General features: G+C 26.8%; 20 protein-coding genes and 1 pseudogene. 10 read left to right on the forward strand and 11 right to left on the reverse strand.

Annotation, left to right across the window (positions count from 1 at the left end):
- Positions 1 to 35 precede the first annotated feature (35 nt).
- Complete coding sequence (locus AC07E4_RS09070) at positions 36 to 2033, reverse strand: flagellar assembly protein A (protein ID WP_478216194.1); 1998 nt, start codon at positions 2031 to 2033, stop codon at positions 36 to 38.
- A 217-nt stretch (positions 2034 to 2250) separates the two neighbouring features.
- Here AC07E4_RS09070 and AC07E4_RS09075 point away from each other — a divergent pair, with 217 nt between their 5' ends.
- The 8 genes from AC07E4_RS09075 to AC07E4_RS09110 all read left to right on the forward strand — a co-directional run bounded on the left by AC07E4_RS09075 (position 2251) and on the right by AC07E4_RS09110 (position 10909).
- A complete protein-coding gene (locus tag AC07E4_RS09075) occupies positions 2251 to 2871 on the forward strand; it encodes an HD domain-containing protein (RefSeq protein WP_478216195.1) in 621 nt (206 codons plus the stop codon).
- A 145-nt stretch (positions 2872 to 3016) separates the two neighbouring features.
- Positions 3017 to 3898, forward strand: coding sequence for a glycerophosphodiester phosphodiesterase family protein (locus AC07E4_RS09080; protein ID WP_478216196.1), 882 nt, complete (start codon positions 3017 to 3019; stop codon positions 3896 to 3898).
- A gap of 291 nt (positions 3899 to 4189) precedes the next feature.
- Entirely contained in the window at positions 4190 to 5833 is a 1644-nt protein-coding gene (cplR, locus tag AC07E4_RS09085; RefSeq protein WP_478216197.1) for an ABC-F type ribosomal protection protein CplR, read from the forward strand.
- 502 nt (positions 5834 to 6335) lie between these two features.
- Positions 6336 to 6953: a class I SAM-dependent methyltransferase gene (locus AC07E4_RS09090; RefSeq protein ID WP_478216198.1), complete on the forward strand. Its 618-nt coding sequence runs from the start codon at positions 6336 to 6338 to the stop codon at positions 6951 to 6953.
- Between the two features lie 425 nt (positions 6954 to 7378).
- Positions 7379 to 8044, forward strand: a complete 666-nt coding sequence (locus tag AC07E4_RS09095) for a deoxynucleoside kinase (protein WP_040327297.1) — start codon at positions 7379 to 7381, stop codon at positions 8042 to 8044.
- Positions 8045 to 8210: 166 nt separating this feature from the next.
- Entirely contained in the window at positions 8211 to 9107 is an 897-nt protein-coding gene (locus AC07E4_RS09100; protein WP_051540114.1) for a polysaccharide deacetylase family protein, read from the forward strand.
- A gap of 121 nt (positions 9108 to 9228) precedes the next feature.
- The gene (locus AC07E4_RS09105) at positions 9229 to 10566 is read left to right on the forward strand and encodes a CCA tRNA nucleotidyltransferase (RefSeq protein ID WP_478216199.1); all 1338 of its coding nucleotides are present in this window, start codon (positions 9229 to 9231) and stop codon (positions 10564 to 10566) included.
- An 82-nt stretch (positions 10567 to 10648) separates the two neighbouring features.
- The gene (locus AC07E4_RS09110; RefSeq protein ID WP_040327299.1) at positions 10649 to 10909 is read left to right on the forward strand and encodes a DUF1292 domain-containing protein; all 261 of its coding nucleotides are present in this window, start codon (positions 10649 to 10651) and stop codon (positions 10907 to 10909) included.
- Positions 10910 to 10949: 40 nt separating this feature from the next.
- Here AC07E4_RS09110 and pdaA read toward each other — a convergent pair whose 3' ends face one another.
- From pdaA to rsxC, 10 genes and pseudogenes are all read right to left on the reverse strand, one after another.
- On the reverse strand, positions 10950 to 11798 hold the full coding sequence (gene pdaA / locus AC07E4_RS09115) for a delta-lactam-biosynthetic de-N-acetylase (protein ID WP_478216200.1): 849 nt from the start codon (positions 11796 to 11798) through the stop codon (positions 10950 to 10952).
- Between the two features lie 181 nt (positions 11799 to 11979).
- The gene (locus AC07E4_RS09120) at positions 11980 to 13494 is read right to left on the reverse strand and encodes a Na+/H+ antiporter NhaC family protein (RefSeq protein WP_242838401.1); all 1515 of its coding nucleotides are present in this window, start codon (positions 13492 to 13494) and stop codon (positions 11980 to 11982) included.
- A 259-nt stretch (positions 13495 to 13753) separates the two neighbouring features.
- Positions 13754 to 14419, reverse strand: a complete 666-nt coding sequence (deoC, locus tag AC07E4_RS09125; RefSeq protein ID WP_478216201.1) for a deoxyribose-phosphate aldolase — start codon at positions 14417 to 14419, stop codon at positions 13754 to 13756.
- A gap of 205 nt (positions 14420 to 14624) precedes the next feature.
- Complete coding sequence (locus AC07E4_RS09130; protein WP_430828774.1) at positions 14625 to 15044, reverse strand: SoxR reducing system RseC family protein; 420 nt, start codon at positions 15042 to 15044, stop codon at positions 14625 to 14627.
- A gap of 885 nt (positions 15045 to 15929) precedes the next feature.
- Positions 15930 to 16709 (reverse strand): annotated as a pseudogene (locus AC07E4_RS09135) (RnfABCDGE type electron transport complex subunit B); the annotation flags it as partial.
- 18 nt (positions 16710 to 16727) lie between these two features.
- A complete protein-coding gene (gene rsxA / locus AC07E4_RS09140) occupies positions 16728 to 17303 on the reverse strand; it encodes an electron transport complex subunit RsxA (protein WP_040327303.1) in 576 nt (191 codons plus the stop codon).
- 20 nt (positions 17304 to 17323) lie between these two features.
- A complete protein-coding gene (rsxE, locus tag AC07E4_RS09145; RefSeq protein WP_040327304.1) occupies positions 17324 to 17941 on the reverse strand; it encodes an electron transport complex subunit RsxE in 618 nt (205 codons plus the stop codon).
- Between the two features lie 2 nt (positions 17942 to 17943).
- The gene (locus AC07E4_RS09150) at positions 17944 to 18504 is read right to left on the reverse strand and encodes an RnfABCDGE type electron transport complex subunit G (RefSeq protein WP_051540118.1); all 561 of its coding nucleotides are present in this window, start codon (positions 18502 to 18504) and stop codon (positions 17944 to 17946) included.
- The gene (locus AC07E4_RS09155; RefSeq protein WP_430828775.1) at positions 18505 to 19446 is read right to left on the reverse strand and encodes an RnfABCDGE type electron transport complex subunit D; all 942 of its coding nucleotides are present in this window, start codon (positions 19444 to 19446) and stop codon (positions 18505 to 18507) included.
- Between the two features lie 15 nt (positions 19447 to 19461).
- On the reverse strand, positions 19462 to 20778 hold the full coding sequence (gene rsxC / locus AC07E4_RS09160; protein ID WP_040327306.1) for an electron transport complex subunit RsxC: 1317 nt from the start codon (positions 20776 to 20778) through the stop codon (positions 19462 to 19464).
- Between the two features lie 1418 nt (positions 20779 to 22196).
- On the opposite strand from rsxC, the gene AC07E4_RS09165 reads away from it, so the two are divergent.
- Both AC07E4_RS09165 and AC07E4_RS09170 read left to right on the forward strand, forming a co-directional pair.
- Positions 22197 to 23285: a PfkB family carbohydrate kinase gene (locus AC07E4_RS09165; RefSeq protein ID WP_040327307.1), complete on the forward strand. Its 1089-nt coding sequence runs from the start codon at positions 22197 to 22199 to the stop codon at positions 23283 to 23285.
- 4 nt (positions 23286 to 23289) lie between these two features.
- Positions 23290 to 24207: a pseudouridine-5'-phosphate glycosidase gene (locus AC07E4_RS09170; RefSeq protein ID WP_040327308.1), complete on the forward strand. Its 918-nt coding sequence runs from the start codon at positions 23290 to 23292 to the stop codon at positions 24205 to 24207.
- The last annotated feature ends 110 nt before the right edge of the window (positions 24208 to 24317 follow it).

Raw genomic sequence — 24317 nt, forward strand, 5'->3', positions numbered from 1 at the left:
AATGTATTTTAAAATTTATATAAAACCAGTATAATTTATAAATCTAAACCTTCTATGTCTATTTCACCATGAGAGTTTAATTGAATTTTAATGTTTCTCATAGGTCTTTCAAGTAAATATTGTTTATATCCAATGGTAAATAACGTATTTGAATATGCTTTATCAGCAGTTATTACACCAAATTCATCAACTTGTAATTTAGTTTTTATTCCAGAAGGGCTTCCAACAGTTTTTAAATCTAAATGATTTCCAGCATATAAAGTTCCTCTCATAGCTACAGCGTTTTCATCAAGAAATTTTATATTTGAGAGAGCTCTTATTTCAGAGTTATAGGAACCTTTGCCAGAAATAATAATATCTTTTGTAGATTTTATTAAACTTGATTCTGTGTAAGATATATAAACATCAGATGGAATTATTACATTTACATTTAAATTCTTAAATTCATTTTCAAGAATAAATTTAAAGTTATATAGTTCTTTAATTGAAGAAACTTTAAAACTACATAAACCTACTAGTTTATTTTTTATAAAGTCTAAAACATCACTATTTATAATGCCTTGTTTTAAGTTATATGTCAGAATGTTAGTTGAAAGTTTCGGTAAGGTTTTATATCTAGTTTCTATAAGTATTTTAGTAAGTTCTCCAATAGTTTTATTAGGATAATGTGTTAATAACCTTTCTGTAGCATTTATTATATTACCTAGTTCATTTATATAAATTTTTAATGTATTAAGATAAGATTCTTTTAAAGGATTTAAATCTTTTCCACCTGAAATAAGTGTTGAACTTATTACATTTTTAAAAATTTTAATGTTTCCAGTACAAGACAATTTAGAATATAAAACATTACCTTTTACTAATATGGAATTAGTACTTATAACTTTGTTGTTGTTTGTAATATTACTAGATACTTCAATATCACCTTTAAAAGTAATGTCACCAGAATCCTCATCTATATTATCTAGCATATAAACAGGGTTAACAGATATAACACCATTTTGAACAACAGGTCGTCCAGAAGTTGTAGATGTAATTATATTATTTTTAACTCTACAGCCATCACCTACATTAATGGGTGTATTTTTTATAGTTAATTTCTTTACTATGTCACCATATATATTTATTCCATCTTCACCAATGGAGCCTGGAATAATTTTAGCAATTATATCTTGAGTTTTCACATATGACATAGAATAAAGGTTTTTAAATTCATCTATATCATATAAACTTTTGTCATCATTGCAATCAAATAAAAGTTCTATTTTAGTTTTAGTATCATCTATAACAGGTGTACCTTTTGCTATAAGAATGTTTTCACCACCATTTAAGCAACAATCCTTAATATTTTTTATAATAACTCCACTTTTTACATTGATTTTATTTAATTCTTTAACAATATCTATTAGTGTGTATTTATTAGGAAACTCTATAATTTCTTCTTCAACTTCTAAATTTAAAATTTCTTTAATAGCACTGTCTTTCAATTTATAAGTAGATTTAGGTATGTATTCAACAGTTAAGTAAGCTTCCATACAATCGTCAGATATAGATATATTAAACTTTCTAAATGAATCATTCTCAATACTTTCATAAGTAATAATATCTTCTTCAGTAATTGTATATTGAGAGTTCTCATCACATTTTTCATTGTTAATATAAACTGTAATTCCATGACAAGGTGTAATTTGTATTTTATTTTTATTAAAGATATCTTCATAAACTAATATTTCACCATTTTTAACACTAGCACCATATTCCTTAAGAGATGTTTCAAAACTAGGGGATATTGGCAGTGAACATGTGTTGTCTAATTTCTCTTCTGTAGTAGAAGTATTATCTAAATAATGATTTTCTACTTTATCATTATCTAGAGTTAGATAGTCAAATATGACCTCTACCATAAATTCCTTATTAAAAAAATTAGATTTTTTTATGATATTATAGTCTATTTTTTCTTTAGGTAAATTTAACTCAAGAGAAGCTTTTTCTAAACAGTCATTTAAAGATATACCACGATATAATAAATGCATAATATCACACACCTTTCGATATTTATTAGAAAATTTTAAAAATAATTTATATTTAGACATATTATAACACGAATTTACATAATTAACTATAAAATAATTTCAATCTCAAATAAAATGTACTGAAATAGAGGGTTTATTAAATGAAATATCGAAAGTACATATTGAGTTAAAATCAAATTTATCTAGTATTTAATTAAGGTATATGTAGGAGGGTAATATGACAATAAAGTTAAATTATAATACAACCAATATTTTAGATAATACATTAGAAGAGGGCGTAAGAAAGTTACTTTATGAATGTAAGAAAGAAGAAACATATAATCATTGTAAGAATGTAGCTGAAATGAATGTGAAAATAGCCAAGATGTTTAATTTAGATATAGAAGCTTGCAAAAATGCAGGATATCTTCATGATATAAGTGCAATTGTAAGTTTAAATGAAATGTCTAAATATGCAAAAGAAAACTTTAGCTATATAGATAATGCAGAAGAGAAATATCCGTTTATATTACATCAAAGAATATCAAAGATAATTTCAAAAGAAGTTTTTAAAATAGAAGATATAAGAGTGTTAGATGCAATAGAATGTCATACAACTTTAAAAAGCAATCCATCCAAGTATGATATGTCACTTTTTATAGCAGATAAACTTGCATGGGATCAAGAGAATGTTCCACCATTTTATAATGAGGTAGAAAAAGCACTAAGTATATCTCTAGAAAAGGCATCATTAACATATATTAATTATATAATAGATAATAATGTTATTTTATGTCCGCATAAATGGATATTAGATGCTAAAAAGTATTTGGAAAGCATAGTAGAAAAAAATTTTTAACTTTTACTACATGTATCTTATAAAGAAATACATTGAAAGTGTTGAAACTAATATATTTTTAAGCTTATACAAAATGTATAGTTTATTATGTAGAAGATAAAATTCACTTATATATACATAATAAAAAAGATGGGAGTGTTGTTTTGTGAAACTAAGAAAAAATAAAATAGTTACTTTTGCAATAATAATATTAGTTTTAATAATAGTTATAAAAGCATTAAGTTCATTTATGAGGAATGGAGATAATAGTAAAAATTATGCAACACCATGGCTACTAAATAAACCTATAGCACATAGAGGGTTACATAATGATGCTATTCCAGAGAACTCAATAAAATCTTTTGAAAATGCTATAAATAATAAAATGACAATAGAATTAGATGTGCATATGACTAAAGATAATAAGGTTGTAGTTTTTCATGATAGAAATTTAAAGAGAATGACAGGCTTAGATAAGAATATTGATGAATGTAGTTATGAAGAAATAAAAGGACTTACATTAAAAGATAGCAAAGAAAAAATTCCTACATTTGAAGAAGTTTTAAAGTTTGTGAATGAAAAAACTTCACTATTAATAGAAATAAAAAATGAAGGTAAAGTTGGTACTTTAGAAGAAGAGGTAAAAAAAGAATTGCAAAATTATAAAGGAGAATATGCAGTTCAATCCTTTAATCCTTTTGTTTTAGAATGGTTTAAAAAGAATGATCCTGAAGTATTAAGAGGTCAATTAGTTGGAAGTTTTAAAAATGAAGATATGAATGGATTAAAAAAATTTGTTCTTAAAAATATGCTTTTAAATTTCAAAAGTAGACCTAATTTTATAGCTTGTGAATTTAAAGAGGGAAATAAAAAATTTATAGATAAACAAAATGTAAATGGTGTACCATCTATTTGTTGGACAATAAGAACAAAAGAAGATTTAAAGATAGCACTTAAAGAATATTCAAACGCAATATTTGAAAACATAGATGCGAAAGATGTTTTTGAAATAGGAATTATGGAATATTCAAATAGCAAAACAAAATAAACTTATAAATTAATATGATTATTAAAAAACAAGTCAATTTATTTTTAAATTGGCTTGTTTTCCTATAACTTGAATTTTAAAATACATATTTACTAATAATTCAAATAAATCTTTTAATATAATAGGATACAATGACTTCATTTATGAAATAATATATATGATTAATTGATGTGTAAAGTTACCTTATGAAAGCGTATCTTTGATGTGATTAATTAAATGATTTTGTTTTTTATTAAACTTATGATAAGAATTACAGTTTAAAGCTTTTATTTCTTTAAGGAGGAACTTTTTATGCAACTAGCTATGTTAGATAAAGTAAAAAAATCTTACAAAGACAGAGTTATATTAGATATTAAAAAGTTTGAGATTATAGAAGGAGATAGAATAGGAATTGTTGGATGTAATGGTGTAGGAAAAACTACATTACTTAAAATTTTAATTGGAGAAGAATCAGTAGATGAAGGTAAGGTTTTTATTACAGATAGTTATTCCTATGTAAGCCAACAAAAAAATTTTTTAGGCGAGTGTTTAGATTCTAAAGCAAAAAGTGTGTTTAATGCACCAACTAAATATGAAGACTACTTATCTGGTGGAGAAAAAGTAAAGCTTAAGATATCAGAAGCACTTACTGAAAATACTAGTCTTATAATATTAGATGAACCTACATCGAATTTAGATTCTAAAAGTATAGATGAACTTAAAGAGATGGTAAAAGATTTTAAAGGTACATTACTTATAGTTTCTCATGATAGAAGCTTTTTAAATGAACTTTGTACAAGTATTGTAGAAATAGAAAATGGAAAGTTAACTCAGTATAGTGGTGATTATAATACATATAGTAAGTTGAAAAGTGAAAAAAGAAAAAGGGAAGAAAAGGAATACTGTGAATATAAGAAAGAAAAAATAAGGTTAGAAAAAGCTATAGAGAAAAAAGAAGAATTAAGAGAAAGAATAAATAAAGCGCCAAAAGGTATGGGGCAATCTGAAGCTAAGACAATAAAAATGGGTGATCAAAGTGGAAAGAAAACTCTTGATAATAACATAAAGTCAATAAAAAATAGAATAAAACATATGGATATTAAAGAAAAACCTAAAAAAGAAATTGAAATAAAAATTAATATACAAAAGGGTAAAGAAATGAATTCAAAACATCCAATCACTGCTAAAAACTTAACATTATATATTGAAGATAAAGTTCTATTAAATGATGCTAATTTTAGTATTGAGAGAGGAAAAAAAGTAGCTATAATAGGTGAAAATGGCTGTGGAAAAACTACTTTGATAAGAGAAATATTAAATAGAACTAATGATAATATACATGTTTGTAATACTGCTTATATAGGATATTTTGATCAAAGTCAAAACATTTTAAATGATAATAAAAGTATATTAGAAAATGTAAAAATGAACTCATCCTATGATAATAGCTTTATAATGATGAACTTAAATCACTTTGGTTTTAATTGTGATGATGTAAATAAACTTGTTTCAGAGCTTAGTGGTGGTGAAAAAGTTAAAGTTGCTATTTGTAAAGTTATATTATGCGATAATAATATGATAATATTAGATGAGCCAACAAATTATTTAGATGTAAAATCTATAGAGTCATTAGAAAATGCACTTATAAGTACAGATAAAACAGTAATTGTAGTATCGCATGATAAAGCCTTTATTTCTAATGTATGTGATTATATAATGGAATTTAAAGATAAAAGAATTGAACAATTTGATGGAAGTTATAATGAATATTTAGAATATGAAAATAAATTAATAAATAAAGTAGATAAAGAACATGATGATGAGTTATTAGTTTTAGAAAATAGATTATCAGAAACTATTTCATTATTATCAATAGAAACTGATGAAGAGAAAAAGTCAACTTTAAATAATGAATATATAAATTTAATTAGCAAAATAAAGAAGATAAAAGTATAGATTGGTTGTTTCATGGTAGTCTAGGTATAACTTGGCTACCATTTTTATGTAGGATTTTAAACTACTTATAAATGTAAATTTTAAAATAAACTTGAATATCAGTACTATTCATTTTATAAATAAAGAGAAAAAATTTATTAAATGACAATTGTAGAGTTCTAGTTTAGTTCTATTTTAATTGTTAATTGTCAATAGTTAATTTTTGTATAATATTTTAAAGTTTTCTTATTTAAATTGACAATGGATATGTCAGAATTGTAGAATTTATATATGAGTATATATAGGGTTCCAAGCTGAAAAATGAAATTATTCAAATATTAAATGAGAGTGGTAGTGTTACAAGAAACAGTAATTATTTAAAACGTTATTCATAAAAATTTCAAAGAAATACTAATTTAAATAATTCCTGTTCCTTGATGAAAGAAAAAAGCTTTTCAATTGATAAATTTGTTATTTTGAATTCGAGCTTGTTTCCCTATAAAAATAAGGGAGAATTTTTATTATGGATTTTAATGAGAAGTCAAAAACATGGGATAGTGAGTATAGAGTAAATAGAGCAAAGAAAATAAGTGAGGAAATTGGAAGTTATTTAAATAATGAGAGTAAAGGTTTAGAGTTTGGATGTGGTACGGGGCTTATATCTTTTGGACTTATAGATAGTTTTAAAGAGTTTATGTTAATAGATTTATCAGAAGGTATGATAAATGTTGTAAATGAAAAGATAAAAGAAAATAGTATAGATAATATGAAAACTTGGTGTGGAGATATATTGAATTTAGAAAGTGATGAAAAATACGATGTAATATATACGTCTATGGCATTACATCACATAGAGAATTTAGAAGAAACTTTAAGTAAGTTAAATAGTTTTTTAAATATAAGCGGAAAAATAATAATAGTTGATTTAACAAAAGATGATGGAAGTTTTCATGATAAAGATTTTAAAGGTCATAATGGATTTGACATAGGTGAAATTAAATCTATATTGAGAAAAAGTGGTTTTGATGTTTTAAATGATGGCAGAGTTTTTTATTCAGATTTTAAAGATATAGAAGATAAAAAACATAAATATAGCTTATTTAGTATCTGTGGAATTAAGAAAGAAGATTGTGAAGATTAATGAAAAATGAAATTTAAATAAATCTATTGAAATAAGATTAAATTATTAATATACTAATACTTGTAGTTTTAAAAAAGTGAAACACAATATTTGGTATGATATAGTTGAAAATTTAAATTATTATTGTTTCAACTGATAATTAAATTAGTATAATTGAAAGTAGGAAAATTTATATCCAAATCAAAGACCGCTAAGGTTAAAATTTCAGCTACGAAGGTAGGCTAGATTTTAGCAACAAAGGAAAAATGAAATGTGCCAATTGAATTATACGCAATATTTTAATATTAAATGGCAACATTGGGATTATTACTTTCTAATTTTCAACTGTTTTCAGATAGCAAACTAGGATTTAAATATAAATTTATCAAAGGATAAAGGTATAAACTGAAATACTAGCTTAGAACCATATATAAGGAGTAATTGGAATGAGTTTCTATAAGAAGACATTAGAAAAGATCAACAGAGGAGGATACTGGAACATGTTAGTAATTGATGGAGTAGTGGGTGTAGGTAAAAGTACCCTTATGAATATATTAGAGGAAAATGGGTATGTAGCGTTTGAAGAGCCAGTAGTAGACAACCCTATATTAGAAAAGTTCTATTATGATAGAGAAAGATATAGTTTTCCATTACAAATATTTTTCCTAAATAAGAGATTTAAAAATATAAAAGATGCATCTAAAATAGAAAATGCTGTTATGGATAGAAGTATTTATGGAGATATAATATTTGCAAAGATGTTACAAGATGCAGGGGAGATGTCTAAGGAAGAGTTTGATCTTTACATAGAATTATTTGAAAACATGATAGAACATTGTAAAGCTCCTAAGCTTTTAGTTTATCTAGAAGTTACTGTTGATGAAGCAATGAGAAGAATAAATAAAAGAGGAAGAGAATACGAAAAAATAGTTGAAAGAGATTATTGGGAAAAATTAAATGATAATTATAGACAATATTTTGATGAATATAGCATATCACCTATATTAAAAATAAATGTAGATAATTTAGACTTTGAGAATAATATTGAAGATAGAAAAAAAGTTATGAACCTTATTGAAGATAAACTTAAAGAAATTCAGCAAGGTATGTAATTTATAGGAATTTATTATCTAAAAATAATTCTAAAATGAGATTTATATTTCATTTTAGAATTATTTTTTTTATAAAATGGTTTTAAAGAATAAATTACTGCTTATTAGGTAAAATAAAAAGGTATGATATATTATACAAAACTTTGGATTAAAGAAGGAATTAAATATGAATAATGAAAAAAATTTTTTATCTTATATGGTTTTTATATTAGTATGTTTAGTTGTTATGATATGCTATAGTAGTGGTATCATAACAAATATTAGTGAAAAAATCGAGGTGAATAGCACTTTAGCCGTAAATGCTAATTATAAAAGTAATAACTTAATAGATGATATGGAGAAAAACAGTGAAAAAATAATAGAAACTATAAAAAGTTTCAATGGAGAGAAAGCGGTATCATATTACATAACCAATGAAATTGATGACAAAGTAGTGTATTTAACTTTTGATGATGGACCAAGTGTTAATACTAGAAAAATATTAGATATTTTAAAAAAGTATGATATAAAAGCTACTTTTTTTGTTGTTGGTAAGGAAGATGACGAATCTATAGAGCTTTATAAAGAAATAATAAACAATGGGCATACTATAGGTAATCATAGTTATAGTCACGATTATAAATACATATATACATCACTTGAAAACTACTCAGAAGACTTTTTAAAGCTTCAAAGGCTTTTAAAAGAAAAATGTAATTATGATATAGAAATAGCAAGGTTTCCAGGTGGAAGCAATAATACTGTAAGTGATAGATATCATAAAGATATTATGGTGGACTTAAGCAAATATTTAATAGAAAGCAATGTAACTTATTTTGATTGGAATGTAGATTCTACTGATGCAAATGCAACAACAATGAGTGTGGATAATATAATAAGAGAAGCTATAAAAGGAGCAAAACAATTTAATTCTCCAATAATACTTATGCATGATGCACCACCAAAAACTACTACGGTTTATGCATTACCATGTGTTATAGAAACACTTAAAAAAGATGGTTATGAATTTAGAGCATTAAGTCCAGATGAATATGTAATACAATTCTTAAGAGCTAAGTATTAAATATAATTAAATGTTCAAAACTAAGATATAATATACTGGTTAAGTTAAAAATATAATAGAATGATTAACTTTATTTTGCTATGGTGCGACATTATATATTTTAGTTAGAGGGGGAGATACTTTGATTTTACCCAAAAATGTTAATAATATAATTGATACATTATATAGTAATGGGTATGAGGCCTTTGTTGTGGGTGGATGTGTAAGAGATAGCATTTTAGGAAAAAATCCTAATGATTTTGATGTAACTACAAATGCAAAACCTCTTAAAGTTAAAGAAATTTTTGAAGAAGTAGGGTATAAAGTTATTGACACTGGATTACAGCATGGAACTGTGACTATTGTTATAGAAAAAGAAAATTTTGAAGTTACAACATATAGAATAGAAGGGGAGTATTTAGATAATAGGAGACCTAGCGAAGTCTTTTTTACCAATGAATTAAAAGAAGATTTAAAAAGAAGAGACTTTACAATAAATGCACTAGCTTATAATAATAAATTTGGAACTATAGATTATTTTAGTGGTAAAGAAGATTTACAAAATAAAATAATAAGAGCAATAGGAGAAAAAGAAAAAAGATTTGAAGAAGATGGGCTTAGAATGCTTAGGGCTGTAAGGTTTGAAGCTCAATTAGGACTTGAAATTGAAAAAGAAACTTTAAAAGCAATAAAAGTTAATAGTATTCTTTTAAAAAACATTAGTGCTGAAAGAATACGTGATGAATTTATAAAAATATTAATAAGTTCATCACCATCCAAAGGAATCAGGCGACTACTTGATTTAAACCTTTTACAGTATATAATTCCAGAGCTTTTAGAAACAGTAAATTTTGACCAAAGAAGTAGGTATCATGATAAAGATGTATTTAATCACACAATGATGGTACTTGACAATGTGGAAAACAATTTAGAAATTAGATTAGCTGCATTACTTCATGACATAGCAAAACCTAAAACTTTTACTATGGATAAAAAGGGAGGCCATTTCTATTTTCATGAAGTTGAAGGTGAAAAAATGGCTAAAGACATATTAAAAAAATTAAGATTTGACAATAGTTCTATAGAAAAAGTGTCTTTACTTATAAGAAATCATATGAGAGTTCCTGGAATAACAAGTAAAGCTAAATTAAAAAAATATATAGTAGATATAGGTGAAGATAATTTAAATGCACTTTTTAATTTAATGAGAGCAGATAGAATATCATCACATCCAACATATGCGAAATATGAAGATATAGATGAATTAAATAGAGCTTGTAATAGTATATTAGAACATAATGAACCTATGAGAATAAAAGACTTAAAGATAAATGGAAATGATTTAATTGAAATAGGTGTAGAAAAGGGGAAAAAAGTAGGAGAGATACTTAATTTACTATTACAGGATGTTTTGGAAAATCCAAATTTGAATGAAAGAGAATATTTAATGGAAAAGTCATTAAAGTTAATAAAATTCTAATATGATAAATTTTATTGTTAAAAGTTATTTAATAGTATATAATGGATAACATTGAAACCTATAGTAGAAAAGGAGAAACAAAATGGAATTAAAGAAAAGAATGAAATTTATAGATCCAGAAACTAATGAAGTTATAGAATTAGAGGAAGTTGATAGAATAGAATTAAATGGTACTACTTATTTATTATTAGCACCACTTGATAATGCTGATGATGCGTTTATATATAAAATCGTAAATGTAGAAGGCGAAAAATATGAGCTTACAGAAGTGGAAGACGATGCAGAATTCCAAGCTGTAGTAGAAGCGTACGATAAGTCTTTTGAAGAAGAAATGAATAACTAATAAAAAAGCACCTTAGGTGCTTTTTTATTTTCATAAAATTTTATTGAAATAATTCAAAACTATAACCTTGATTTTTAGCTTCTTTTAATACATAATCTAGTATCTCTGTATTAGTTTTAGAAACAGCATGTATAAGCATTACAGAGCCGTCATGAAAATTGCTTACAATTTTTTCTTTAGCATTATCAGGATTTGGTTGCTTATTTATATCCCAATCGTGATATGCAAAGCTCCAAAATAATGTTTTATAGCCTAAATTTTTAGTCATAGCTAAACTTCTCTCAGAATATTTACCCATTGGTGGTCTAAAAACTTTAGGCATGTCTGTGCCTGTAATTTCTTTAAACAAATCTTCAACATCTGAAAATTCTTTGTTGAATTTTGCTTCATTTACAGCATAATCAGGCATAGCAGGATGATGATGTGAGTGATTACCTACAATATGTCCTTCATTAACCATACGCTTTATAAGATCTGGATTATCTTTTACATAAGGTAAAGTTACAAAAAAGATAGCTTTCACATCATTTTCTTTCAATATATTTAGTATTTTAGAAGTATAGCCATTTTCATAGCCTTCATCAAATGTAAGATATAATACTTTTTTTGAGGTATCACCAACATAGTGTGCATCATAATCTTCAAGTTTAAAATTTATATCTGTATTGACTCTAGGTGTTTGATGGTCTTTATTAGGCACAATCCACCAGTCTATGCAATTATTATTTACATTAGTATCGCACTTTTTATTTTCGCTATTGCTATCATGAACAGTATCTTCAAAAACAGGCATTTCAGTTGTAGTTTTAGCAAAGGCTGTATTGTTAGCAAAATTTGAAATTAAAATAACAGATAAAGATATCATTGCGATTAATCTTTTGTTTTTCATAAAGTATCTCCTTTCTATAAAATTTAATTGATTTTAAATGTTACTTTTGAATGACTAAAATGAGTTACAAATATATTTTAAGCAATAGCCTATATTATATTCTCTTTTTAAGGACATTTTTTATATAAAGAGAAAAAGAAGTAGATACTCAGATAGATCTCTACTTCTTTTATAAATTTATTTAATTAAAATTAGAAGGCTCATTATGTGCAAGTGATTTATTTTTTTTTAATCTAACTTTTGGCTCTCTTGGTATTGCAAACTTAGGAATAAATCTGTCTAATCCAGTTAAAGTAAGCAATAGTATTGAAATTACAGCTACAAAGGCCATAAAGTTATATTTTAAAAATTGCATTCCAGTAAAGGTATGCAAAGGATACACTGCTGTTGCAATTCCTACATAATAAGTTAAGTATACATGCCAAGGAATTAATTGAGATCCAAATACTCCTAAGGCATCTGAAAATGTTGCATTTCTTAAATGAAGAGTATACATAGATTCTTCATCACCTTCAACATTATCATCAACAAGTTCCTTTATTATAGGTCCTATTGTAACTATTTGAGCCATTTCATCGGCCAAAAGTGCATTTCCAGCAATAGAAAGAACTCCATTCCAAAACATAAGTTGACGAACATTTCTTGAAAGAAATACTACTAATTTAGAAAGCGGATCAAAGGCTTTCATTTTAGCCATTATTCCACCAAATGCAGCAATCCACATCATCATAACAATAACCCAACCACCTGCTTCAGCAAAACCACCTTGAACTAAATCAAGAAACTCTGTTAAGTTAGTTACTGTTCCAGCAAATAGTCCAAATATTAATGCAGAAATTATTCCTATGGCTAGACAAGCTAAAGTAGGAATTCCTTTTATAGCTGCAATAATAACTAAGATTAGTGGTATTACCATGTAGTAAGGAACACCAGATTTAACTTGATTTAAAAGATCAATAGCAGCAGGTTTTTTTAACTCCAAATTTGCCCAAACTTCTTTAGGTATTGCATCAATAGCTAAACTAGCATTTGAAACATCTGTTGGAAGTTTCATAACAATACCTGCAACATAGAAAAGGATTGCAGTAATAATTAAACAACTTATAGACCAAACACCTTGATGTTTAATTCTATGAATGACCTCAACATTTTGTATACCAGAACTAACAATAGTAGTATCAGATATAAGACCTATATTATCTCCAAAACATGAACCACCAGCTATAGCACAAACAGTTAATATAATATTTCCATCAACTATATGTGATAACCATAAAAATATTGGAGCACAAGCGGCAAATGTTCCCCAAGAGGTTCCAGTTGCTACTGATAAAATAGCAGTTACTAAAAATCCAGTTACAGCTACAGTTCTAGCATTAAGTCCTAATTTTAATGCTAAGTTAACTATAGAAGCTCCAACTCCTGTAGACATAAATACTGCAGCCATAGCATATGCAAGCATTAATATAAAAAATACTAATTGAAGATTTTTTACATTATCTACAGCACAATCTATAAGCTCATTAAATTTTAACTTTTCAGTTAAAAAGGCTATTAAGGCAGCACATATAGTAGCAAGTGGTGCAGCTATTAACACATTAAATTCAAGCCGCATTAATACCGCTAGAACTACTACTGGTAGTAACTTTAAAATAGCAATCAGTACTTTAAAAAAAGTATTTTCCGAATTAGACAAGATAAATCCCCCTTTTTATCCCCGTGTAAAAGATTTTATTAATTAGATATTTAATATCATATTTTGATATTAAATATCTAATTAATAAAGGAAAAGAAATACTTTAAGTTTTTTTTATTATACTATAAGAAAACTGAACAATCTATGAATAATCAAAATGTTTAGAAAATTTTAAAATTATAAAGATATTTTAAAATGTAAATAATAAAATGAAAAAAAACTTCCCTAATATAGGAAAGTTTTTGTTTATATTGAAATATTAATAATCAGAATTTGAAGTAGTATCAGTTACTATAGCAATAGAAGCACTAGCTCCAATTCTAGAAGCACCAGCTTCGATAACTTTTATAGCATCTTCTTTACATCTAACACCACCAGATGCTTTAACACCTATGTTAGGACCTACTGTTTCTCTCATTAACTTAACGTCTTCTGGAGTTGAACCACCTGTGCTAAATCCAGTTGATGTTTTAACAAAGTCAGCGCCAGCTTCAACAGCAAGTTCACAAGCCTTAACTTTTTCTTCATCAGTTAAAAGACAAGTTTCAATTATAACTTTAACTAAAGCTTTTCCTTTAGCTGTATCTACAACTTCTTTAATATCATTTAAAACTAAATCATAGTTTTTATCTTTTAAAGCACCAATATTTATAACAGTGTCTATTTCATTAGCACCTAACTCTATAGCTCTTGCTGTTTCAAAAGCTTTAGCCTTTGCATCCATAGCGCCTAAAGGAAACCCTACAACTGTGCAAACTAAAACACCAGAGTCTTTTAACTCATCAGATACAAATTTAGTGTGACAAGAATTAACGCAAACAGATTTGAATTTATATTCTTTAGCTTCATCACATATTTTCTTAACTTGTGATAAAGTAGTATCTGTCTTTAAAATAGTATGATCAATCATTGAAGCAATATTCATATTGTAAACCTCCGAAATTTAAAACTTTTGTAAAATAGTATTACTTCATATAGTGTTTCTAATATAATTAAAAGTATACTTTAATTAACTATATAAAGATAAATAAAGTATATACTTAAAAGAAAAAACTGTCAAATCTAACACAATAAATATAATAAAGTTTATATTATTTAATAAAATTATACTATTAAAATACAAAAATATATTATAATTTTTTTATCATTTTAAAATTATAACTTCCATCTTTAGCTTTTTTATTTAATTTAGAAGAAATTAAAAAGGAAATAACTAAAAATATTATTCCAACTACAACAGATAAAACTTCATAGTTTTTAAAGTTTAAGGATTTAAATAAAAACATACTTCCAATTAGTCCTATTAAAGTCATAATAGTAGGGAACACATAAGCCCAAAAAGTCATATTAGAAAAAGCTTCCTTACCTACAGAAATTTTTATTTTATCACCGACTTTAGCATCTAAAGTATTTTTTACAGGAATTATAATAATATCAGAAGGGCAAGGGGATTTACAACTTCCACAATTTCCACCACAACCTGATTTTTTAATAAATGCTATATCTGCTGTATCTCCATTAATTTTTTTTACAACACCATCTTGTTCCAAGAATAAAACCTCCTTTAATACTCTTTATGTACATTTTAATATTTAAAATTATAAAAGCAAGCAAAATTATAGGGCTTCAAGCTTAAATTTAAAGTAATCTTTTTATCAAATGATACTATTAAATTTACAGTTTGTTCCTGATTTTGTATTTGGAACCAAGTAAGAAGTGAGAGTGAAGAGTGAAAAGTTATGGTGAATATCCCGGGGATTGAAATCCCCACTATAATGTTTTATTTGTACTTCAAATAAAATCAGTATAATATTTATCCATAAAAAGTTCATTTTGGAGAATAAATTCCCCATCATAATATTCTTACTAATCATAGTTTCAATAGTAACTATCACTATTACTTTGGATATTTTATAAAACTATGTTTTTATATTGTTTTCAATCTAATTTGCTATGCAAATTTAATAAAAAATCATTCTTTAAAATTTTTATGAATAACGTTTTAAAGAATTACTGTTTCCTTTACTACCACTATTCTCATTTAATATTTTAATAATTTCATTTTTTAGCTTGGAACCCTATATATAAGATACTAATTTATTTAAAAGAAAAACCTTTGAATATTTAATATTCTAAAGGTTTTTCTTTTCTAATATAGAGTTTAATTATTTTTCTAGTTTATCTTCATTAGGATGAGAAACTTCAGTTGAATTATTTTCTTTATCATTAGAAGTTTCAATTTCCTTAACTTCAACAGCTTCACTAGTTTTAGCATTTATATCTACTTTCACTTCATCTTTAGGTTCTGATTTAATTTCAGTAGATTTTGTAGCTTCAACATTATTTTCACTCTTAACATTAGGTGTAGCTTCAACTTTAGCTACTGGAGCTTTCGCAGTAGGAGTAGTTTTGTTTACTGGTTTACGTAAGTTTTCAATACAATGTTTAGGACATTTATTAGCACATATTCCACAGTTTACACATTTAGAATAATCTATAACAGGAAGATTATTAACCATTGTGATAGCTTCTTTAGGACAATTTTTAGCACATAGTCCACAACCAATACAACCTACACTACAAGCATCCATAACTTCTTTGCCTTTTGAATGAGAGTTACAGTTAATTAGTACTTTAGTTTCTTTAGGAACAATACTTATTATTCCCTTAGGGCATGCATTTACGCAAGCACCACAAGCAACACAGTTATCTTTATTAACCTTTGCTACTCCATCAACTATTTCTAAAGCATCAAATTTACAAGCTTTAACGCAACTACCAAAACCTAAGCAACCAAAGTCACAACTTTTGTTACCAGCTCCTGGTGTATTCATAGCCATATTACAATCTTTTACACCATAATATATAGATTTTGTTTTTGCATTATTACATGTTCCATTACAATGTACATAAGCAACAACTGGATCTCCCATTTCAACAGATATTCCTAAAATCTCTGAAATGTTTGAAGCAGCAGAAGATCCACCAGGATTACAAAGGTTAGGCTTAGCTTCACCATTAACAACAGCTTCTGCATAAGCATCACAACCAGCAAATCCACAAGAACCACAGTTTGCACCAGGTAGACATTCACGAACTTTAGGAATTCTTTCGTCTACCTCAACTTTAAATTTATCGTTAGCAAATCCAAGTAATAAACCAAATAAAAGACCAAGACCTCCAAGGCTTAATACAGGAAATAGTATTTCTTTAATTTCCATTAAAATACCTCCTTATATAAGACCATTGAATCCAAAGAATGCGATAGCCATAATTCCTGCAGTTATTAATGCAAGAGGCAATCCTTTGAATGCTTCTGGTATATCAGTATTTTCTTCCATTCTTTCTCTAAGTCCTGCAAGTAAAACTATAGCAAGCATATAACCTAGGGCCGCACCAGCAGAGTTAACAACTGCTTCAATTAAATTATAGTTATTGTCCATGTTTAAAACGGCTATTCCAAGAACAGCACAGTTTGTTGTTATAAGAGGTAAAAATATACCTAAAGCTTTATAAAGACTAGGGTTAGTCTTTTTAACAACGATTTCAACAAATTGAACTAACGCAGCTATAACTAATACAAAAGCAAGTGTAGATAAATAGCCAATGTCTAAAGGAATTAATATACATTTATTAACAATGTAAGTAATTATTGAAGCTAGTATCATAACGAATACAACAGCAAGTCCCATACCTTTAGCAGTTTCAGTTTTTTTAGAAACACCAAGGAATGAACATATTCCTAAGAACTTAGATAATATTACGTTATTAACTAGTAATGCACTTATAAAAATTGCAAAAAGTTCCAAATCCGTTCACCTCTCTACTTCTATTTAGAATTTTTAGCTTTTTTAGCTTTAGAAATTTTAAATTGATTTAATCCAGCTAATAGTATTCCTAAAGTCATGAAAGCTCCTGGAGCTAAAAGCATGATTCCTGCTGGTTCATAAGAACTAGGTAGAACTCTAAATCCTGCAAATGTTCCAGCTCCTAATATTTCTCTTACAGAGGCTAATATAACTAAGGCTAAAGTAAATCCAAGACCCATACCGATAGCATCGAATATAGAATCTGATACTTTATTTTTAGAAGCATAAGCTTCAGCTCTTCCAAGAATTATACAGTTAACAACTATAAGTGGAATAAATAATCCTAGAGATTTGTATAACTCTGGTAAATAACCTTGTACTAAAAATTGAATTAAAGTAACGAAACTAGCAATAATAACTATGAATGCTGGTATTCTGATTTTATCAGGTATACATTTTCTAAGTAATGATATAACAGCATTTGATCCTATAAGAACTGCTGTTGCTGCAAGTCCCATACCGATTGCATTATTAACACTATTAGTAGTTGCAAGAGTAGGGCACATAGCCAAAACTTGTATAAATACAGGGTTTTCTATAATTAAACCTGTTTTTAATCTTTCATTAAATTTACTCATAATTATTTGCCTCCTTTCAGAGTGTCGTTAAATAATTTAATTGCATTATTAACGCCATTTGTTACAGCTGTTGAACTTATAGTAGCTCCAGAAACAGCTTGTATTTGATTGTCAGAAGATGCATTATCTTTAACTACAGATAATTCAGCTGCTTGTTTATCTTTAAATTGATCAATAAATTCAGGTTCTTGAGTTTTGCTACCTAAACCAGGAGTTTCACTTAATGATAAAATTTTAACTCCTTCAATTTTTCCGTCTTCTGATATACCAACCATCATGTTGATAGGACCACCGTATCCTTTACTTGATACATTTATGCAGTAGCCGATGTTTTTACCATCTTTCATTCCAGCTTCGGCACCAAGAACTTCTTCAGATTCATCTATTTTAACAGTTTCAAATGATTCTGCCTCATGAAGAACTAATTTCATAGCAGATTCCTTTTCTTCTTTTTCTTTAGCTAAAATAGGTTTCATAGTAACTGAATGGGCAACAGATAATATAAGCCCAGCAGTAGCTGCTATTATAAGAAGTATTATTCCTAATTTTAAATTCTCTTTCACTTATTTTACCTCCCCAAACGCACGTGGCTTAACATATTTATCTATTATAGGTACAAATAAGTTCATAATTAATATTGAATAAGATACACCTTCAGCATATCCACCAAATATACGTATTACAGCTGTTAAGATACCACAACACACTCCAAAGATTACTTGTCCTGTTTTAGTCATAGGAGAAGTAGTATAATCAGTAGCCATGAAGATTGCACCTAACATTAAACCACCTGAAAATAATTCAACAAAAGCTTGTTGTACAGAGAAACCATCTCTTCCTACAAATCCTAATATTAATGTAAGGATTAATGTAGTTCCTATATATGCTACAGGAATATGATAAGTTATAACTCTTCTATATAATAAATAAGCAAATCCTATAAGTAAGGCAAGTGCTGATATTTCACCAATACATCCACCAACGTTTCCAAGGAATACATCAGTAAGTGATGGCATTGAAGCACCACCATATTTTGCTATAGCAAGTGGTGTAGCAGTTGATTTACCATCTAAAGTCCAATTAGTCATATGACCAGGATAAGCAGATAGTAAAAATGCTCTTGCAAGTAATGCAGGGTTTACTATATTTTGTCCAATTCCACCAAAAAAGGCTTTAACAACAATTATAGCAACTGCACTTCCTACAACACACATCCAAAGTGGAGCTGTAGGCGGAAGATTGAAAGCTAAAAGTATACCTGTAACAACAGCACTTAAATCTTTAATCTTAATAGGTCTTTTTGTGAATCTTTGAAATAAATATTCAAAAAGTACACATGAAACTACACAGGTAACAGTAACTGTAAGAGCACCAATACCTAAATATATAACTCCTGCGATTAATGCAGGCATTAAAGCAATAACAACATCTCTCATTATAGTGTTAACAGATTCTTTAGACTTAATGTGAGGAGATGATGATACTGTAAATAACTTTTCAGACATATTTATTCACCTCAATTATTTACTTTTCTTTCTATTGTTCATTACTACACGTTTGCCTTCACGACAACTTTGAGTTAAGTGTCTTTTAGCTGGACAAATGTAAGAACATGCACCACATTCTATACAAGATAATCCATTTAATTTTTCAAATTCTTCAAACTCTCCTCTTAAAACATAGCTGTTTAATTTATAAGGTGTAAGGAACATAGGGCAAGCCTCTACACATCTTCCACATCTTATACAACTAGATTCTTCTGATAAGTCAGCCATATCTTTAGTCAATGCAAGTATTCCAGATGTTCCTTTAATAGAAGGAATATCTAAAGAAATAAGAGACATACCCATCATTGGACCACCAGATAGCACTTTAACAGGATCTTGTTTGAAACCACCACAAGCATCTATTAATTCTGTTAATGAAGTACCAAATTTAACAAGTAAATTTTTTGGTGTAGTAATAGCTTCACCTGTAACGGTTACAATTCTTTCAGTTAATGGCATGCCATCTATAACAAGATTACGTATAGCATAAACTGTTGCAAGGTTTTGAACTATACAACCTACATCTGCTGGAAGTTTTCCAGTAGGAACCATTCTTTTAGTTGTAGCATATATAAGTTGTTTTTCAGCACCTTGTGGGTATTTAGTTTTTAAAGATTTAACTTCAATACCTTTAGTGTCTTCTAAAGCAGAATTGAAAATTGATATTGCATCACTTTTGTTATCCTCAATACCAATATAAATATTAGCTTTTGGAAACATATGCTTTAGAATTTCTAAACCTTCAATTATTTCAGAATGTTTCTCAACCATTAATCGATAGTCACAAGTTAAATAAGGTTCACATTCTGCTCCGTTTATTATAATTGTGTCTATTTCAGTTTTTGGCGCAAGTTTTACATGAGTAGGGAAGCATGCACCACCAAGACCTACGATACCACCTTCTTTTATTATTTCTAATAATTGATCTTTAGAAAGTGATTTGTAGTCCTTATGAGGAGTAACTTCTACTTTTTCATATAAGTTGTCGTTTTCAACTATAACAGACATTACTTTTTTTCCACTAGAAGTTAGAACTGGTTTAATGTCTTTAACAGTACCAGATACACTACAGTGGATTGGAGCTGAAACAAATCCTGTTGCTTGTCCGATTTTTTGACCTACAAGTACTCTGTCTCCCTTTTTTACAGTAGGTTCACAAGGTGCACCTATATGTTGACTCATAGGAAAAATAAGATCTTTTTTGGGAAGTAAGCTTTCAATTGCAGTATCTTTGCTTAAATGTTTCCCATGTGGTGGGTGAATACCACCTTTGAAACTAAAAAGTCCCATAATAACCCTCCTTTAATATTATAAAATAACAAATTTAACACCTAAAAAATTTTTCAGTGTATGTATAAGTAAAATTATAAGGCAAATAAACTAATTTGTAAAACCTTGAATTTAATATATTGTATAAAAAGTTAAAATAATGGTAATTTTTTTAATTATCAATAATATTAACTTGTGACGAAAAATGTAAAAGGAAAACTCTTTAGCTATTAATTATAAAATGACAAGGTATTAAAAATACAAAAAAAGTAAAAAACATATAAATAATATTTAAATTTACTAGAAAACAAAAGCTAAAGTAAACTTAAACAAAAAATAGAAAAAAATCTAATAAAAATTTTTAAAAAAACAAAAAAATATGTTTAAAATGCTAAAATTTTATTTTTTATAAAAAATACAAGTTCACTTATAAAAATACAATAATATTAATTATTTAAAATAATCAATATACAATTAAATTAATGTCATTAGGTAAAATATAAAAATTAAAATTATAGATATAATTACATATATATATGTAGGGATAAATTTTTATATTAATATAAAAATAATTTAACAAGGACTATTTATTAAAATTCATTTGAATTTAAATTCTATAGTAACAAAATATATAAGTAATTTATTTGTAGGATTATAAAAACGATAAATATTTCATGAATTTTAGGAAAAATTAAAATTATATTAAAGTAAATATAGGTATTAACATATATTTAAAGGTATTAAACAATATAAAAATATTAAATAAAAAGTAAAGAAAAATATTAACAAAATTAAATTTATTCTATAGAATTTTAAGTTGAAAAATGAAATTATTTAAATACCAGTATAAAAAATAAATTTTATAAAATATTCAAAGTAATAGTTATAGATAATATTAAAACCATGGTTAGTAAGAATATTATAGTGGGAAATTTATTCTCCAAAATGAACTTTTATGGATAAATATTATTTGAAGTGCAAATAAAACATTGTAGCTGGGATTTCAATCCCCAGAGATATTTACCATCATCGTTAACTGATTCTCAATTTAAAAGAATGATTTTTTATTAAATTTGCATAACAAATTAGTTGAAAATAATATAAAAACTAGTTTTTTATATTTCTATTTTTAGATATTAAAAGCTAAGTGATTAATATCAACCATCATTGTTAATTGCTAACTGTTAATTGGTTCCAAACATGATAATAGAATAAACTGTAAGATTAGTACTATCATTTGAGAAATACATTACTTTAAATTTAAACTTGGAACCCTATAGATTATCCAGTTCATATTCTAAGTATATGTAAGTAAAAGTAAATATATTAAAATTATACATAAAAAATAAAATAAGTAGTTGAAATTATTAAAGAAAGGTGTTATTATTAAATCAACGTAAACAAATGTTTAGATAATAAGCAAATATATAGGTGAAGATATGACAAAGAGAGAAGAAGAAATTTTAAATTTAATAAAGAGTAATCCACTTATATCACAAAATGAATTAAGCGATATTCTAAAAATTACAAGATCTTCTGTAGCAGTACATATAACAAACTTGATAAAAAAAGGATATATAAAAGGAAAAGGTTATATTGTAAGTGATGAAGATTTTGCAGTAGTTATTGGTGGCGCAAATGTAGATATAGTTGGAATATCACAAAATGAATTAAGATATAAAGACTCTAATATAGGGAATATAAAAATGTCCTTAGGTGGAGTTGGAAGAAACATAGCAGAAAATTTAGTGAGATTAGGTGTTAACACTAAACTTATTACAGCTATCGGTGATGATATATATGGAATGAAAATTTTAAATGAATGTAGAGATATAGGGATAGACCTTGAAAACAGTTTAAAGTTAAAAGGATATAACTCTTCAGTATATATGTCTATACTAGATTCATCTAACGATATGCATCTTGCTATATCTGAAATGGATATACTTTCTAATATGTCTATTGATTTTATTAAACAAAAGAGGAACATAATAGAAAATTCAAGAGTAGCAGTGATTGATACTAATATACCTAAAGATGTTATGGACTATATTGTAAACAATTTTAAGGAAACAGAGTTCTTTTTAGATACTGTTTCTACTGAAAAAAGTAAAAAAGTAAAAGATATAATAGGAAAGTTTCATACTATTAAACCTAATAGATATGAAGCTGAAATGTTATCAGGGATAGAAATTAACTCAAATGATGATTTTAAAAAAGTTAGTAATTTCTTTTTAGAAAAAGGAGTTAAGAGAGTATTTTTATCTTTAGGAGAAGAAGGCATATATTATAATGATGCAGATGGTTTTGAAAAATTTGTTAAACCACCTGAAACTAAAGTTGTAAATGCTAATGGAGCAGGAGACGCATTCGTTTCAGGTCTTGTATATAGTTATATAAAAGATTATTCCATAGAAGATACAATAAATTTTGCTATGGGATGTTCAAAAATGGCAATAAGTCATGAAAACACTATAAATCCAAATATTAATTTAGAAAATGTAAATAGTATACTAAAGGAGATGTAATTTTATGTTAGAAAAGTATTTAGAAATAAATGAAGAAGTAAAAAAAGCATTAGAGGAAGGTAAACCAGTAGTAGCATTAGAATCTACAATTATATCACACGGAATGCCATACCCAAGAAATGTTGAAACAGCTTTAAATGTGGAAAAAATAATAAGAGATAATGGAGCAATTCCAGCAACAATAGCAATACTTGGTGGAAAATTAAAAGTTGGATTAACAAATGAAGAAATAGAATACTTAGGTAAGGCTGAAAATGTTATAAAAACAAGCAGAAGAGACATACCATTTATAGTAAGCAAAAAACTTGATGGAGCTACAACTGTTGCATCAACTATGATATTAGCAAATTTAGCAGGAATAAAAGTATTTGCTACAGGTGGAATTGGTGGAGTACATAGAGGTGCTGAGGAAACATTTGATATATCAGCAGATCTTGAAGAACTTGCAAAAACAAATGTAGCAGTAGTATGTGCAGGATGTAAATCTATATTAGATATTGGTTTAACATTAGAGTACTTAGAAACTCATGGTGTGCCAGTAGTTGGATTTAAAACAGCAGAATTACCAGCATTCTATACAATAAAATCTGGATTCAAAGTTGATTATAAAGTTGAGTCTGAAGAAGAACTTGCTAGTGCATTAAAAGCTAAATGGGATTTAGACTTAAAAGGTGGAGCAGTAGTTGCAAATCCAATTCCAAGTGAATTTGCAATGGATTATGATGAAATAACAACTGCTATAGAAAATGCAGTTAAAGAAGCTGATGAAAAAGGTATAAGAGGAAAAGAGTCAACTCCATTCTTATTATCAAAAGTAAAAGATATAACTAAAGGAAAGAGCTTAGATGCTAATATAGAATTAGTTTATAACAATGCAAAAGTTGGAGCAAGACTTGCAGTTGAATTAAGCAAACTTCAATAACAAATATAATTAAATTAACATAAAAATAAAGTCAATTTCATCATAGTATGAGTTGGCTTTATTTTTATGTTAATAGAAAATTTACTTTTAAAAGAAATATGTATAAGTAT

It is taken from the genome of Clostridium amazonense, assembly GCF_056431285.1.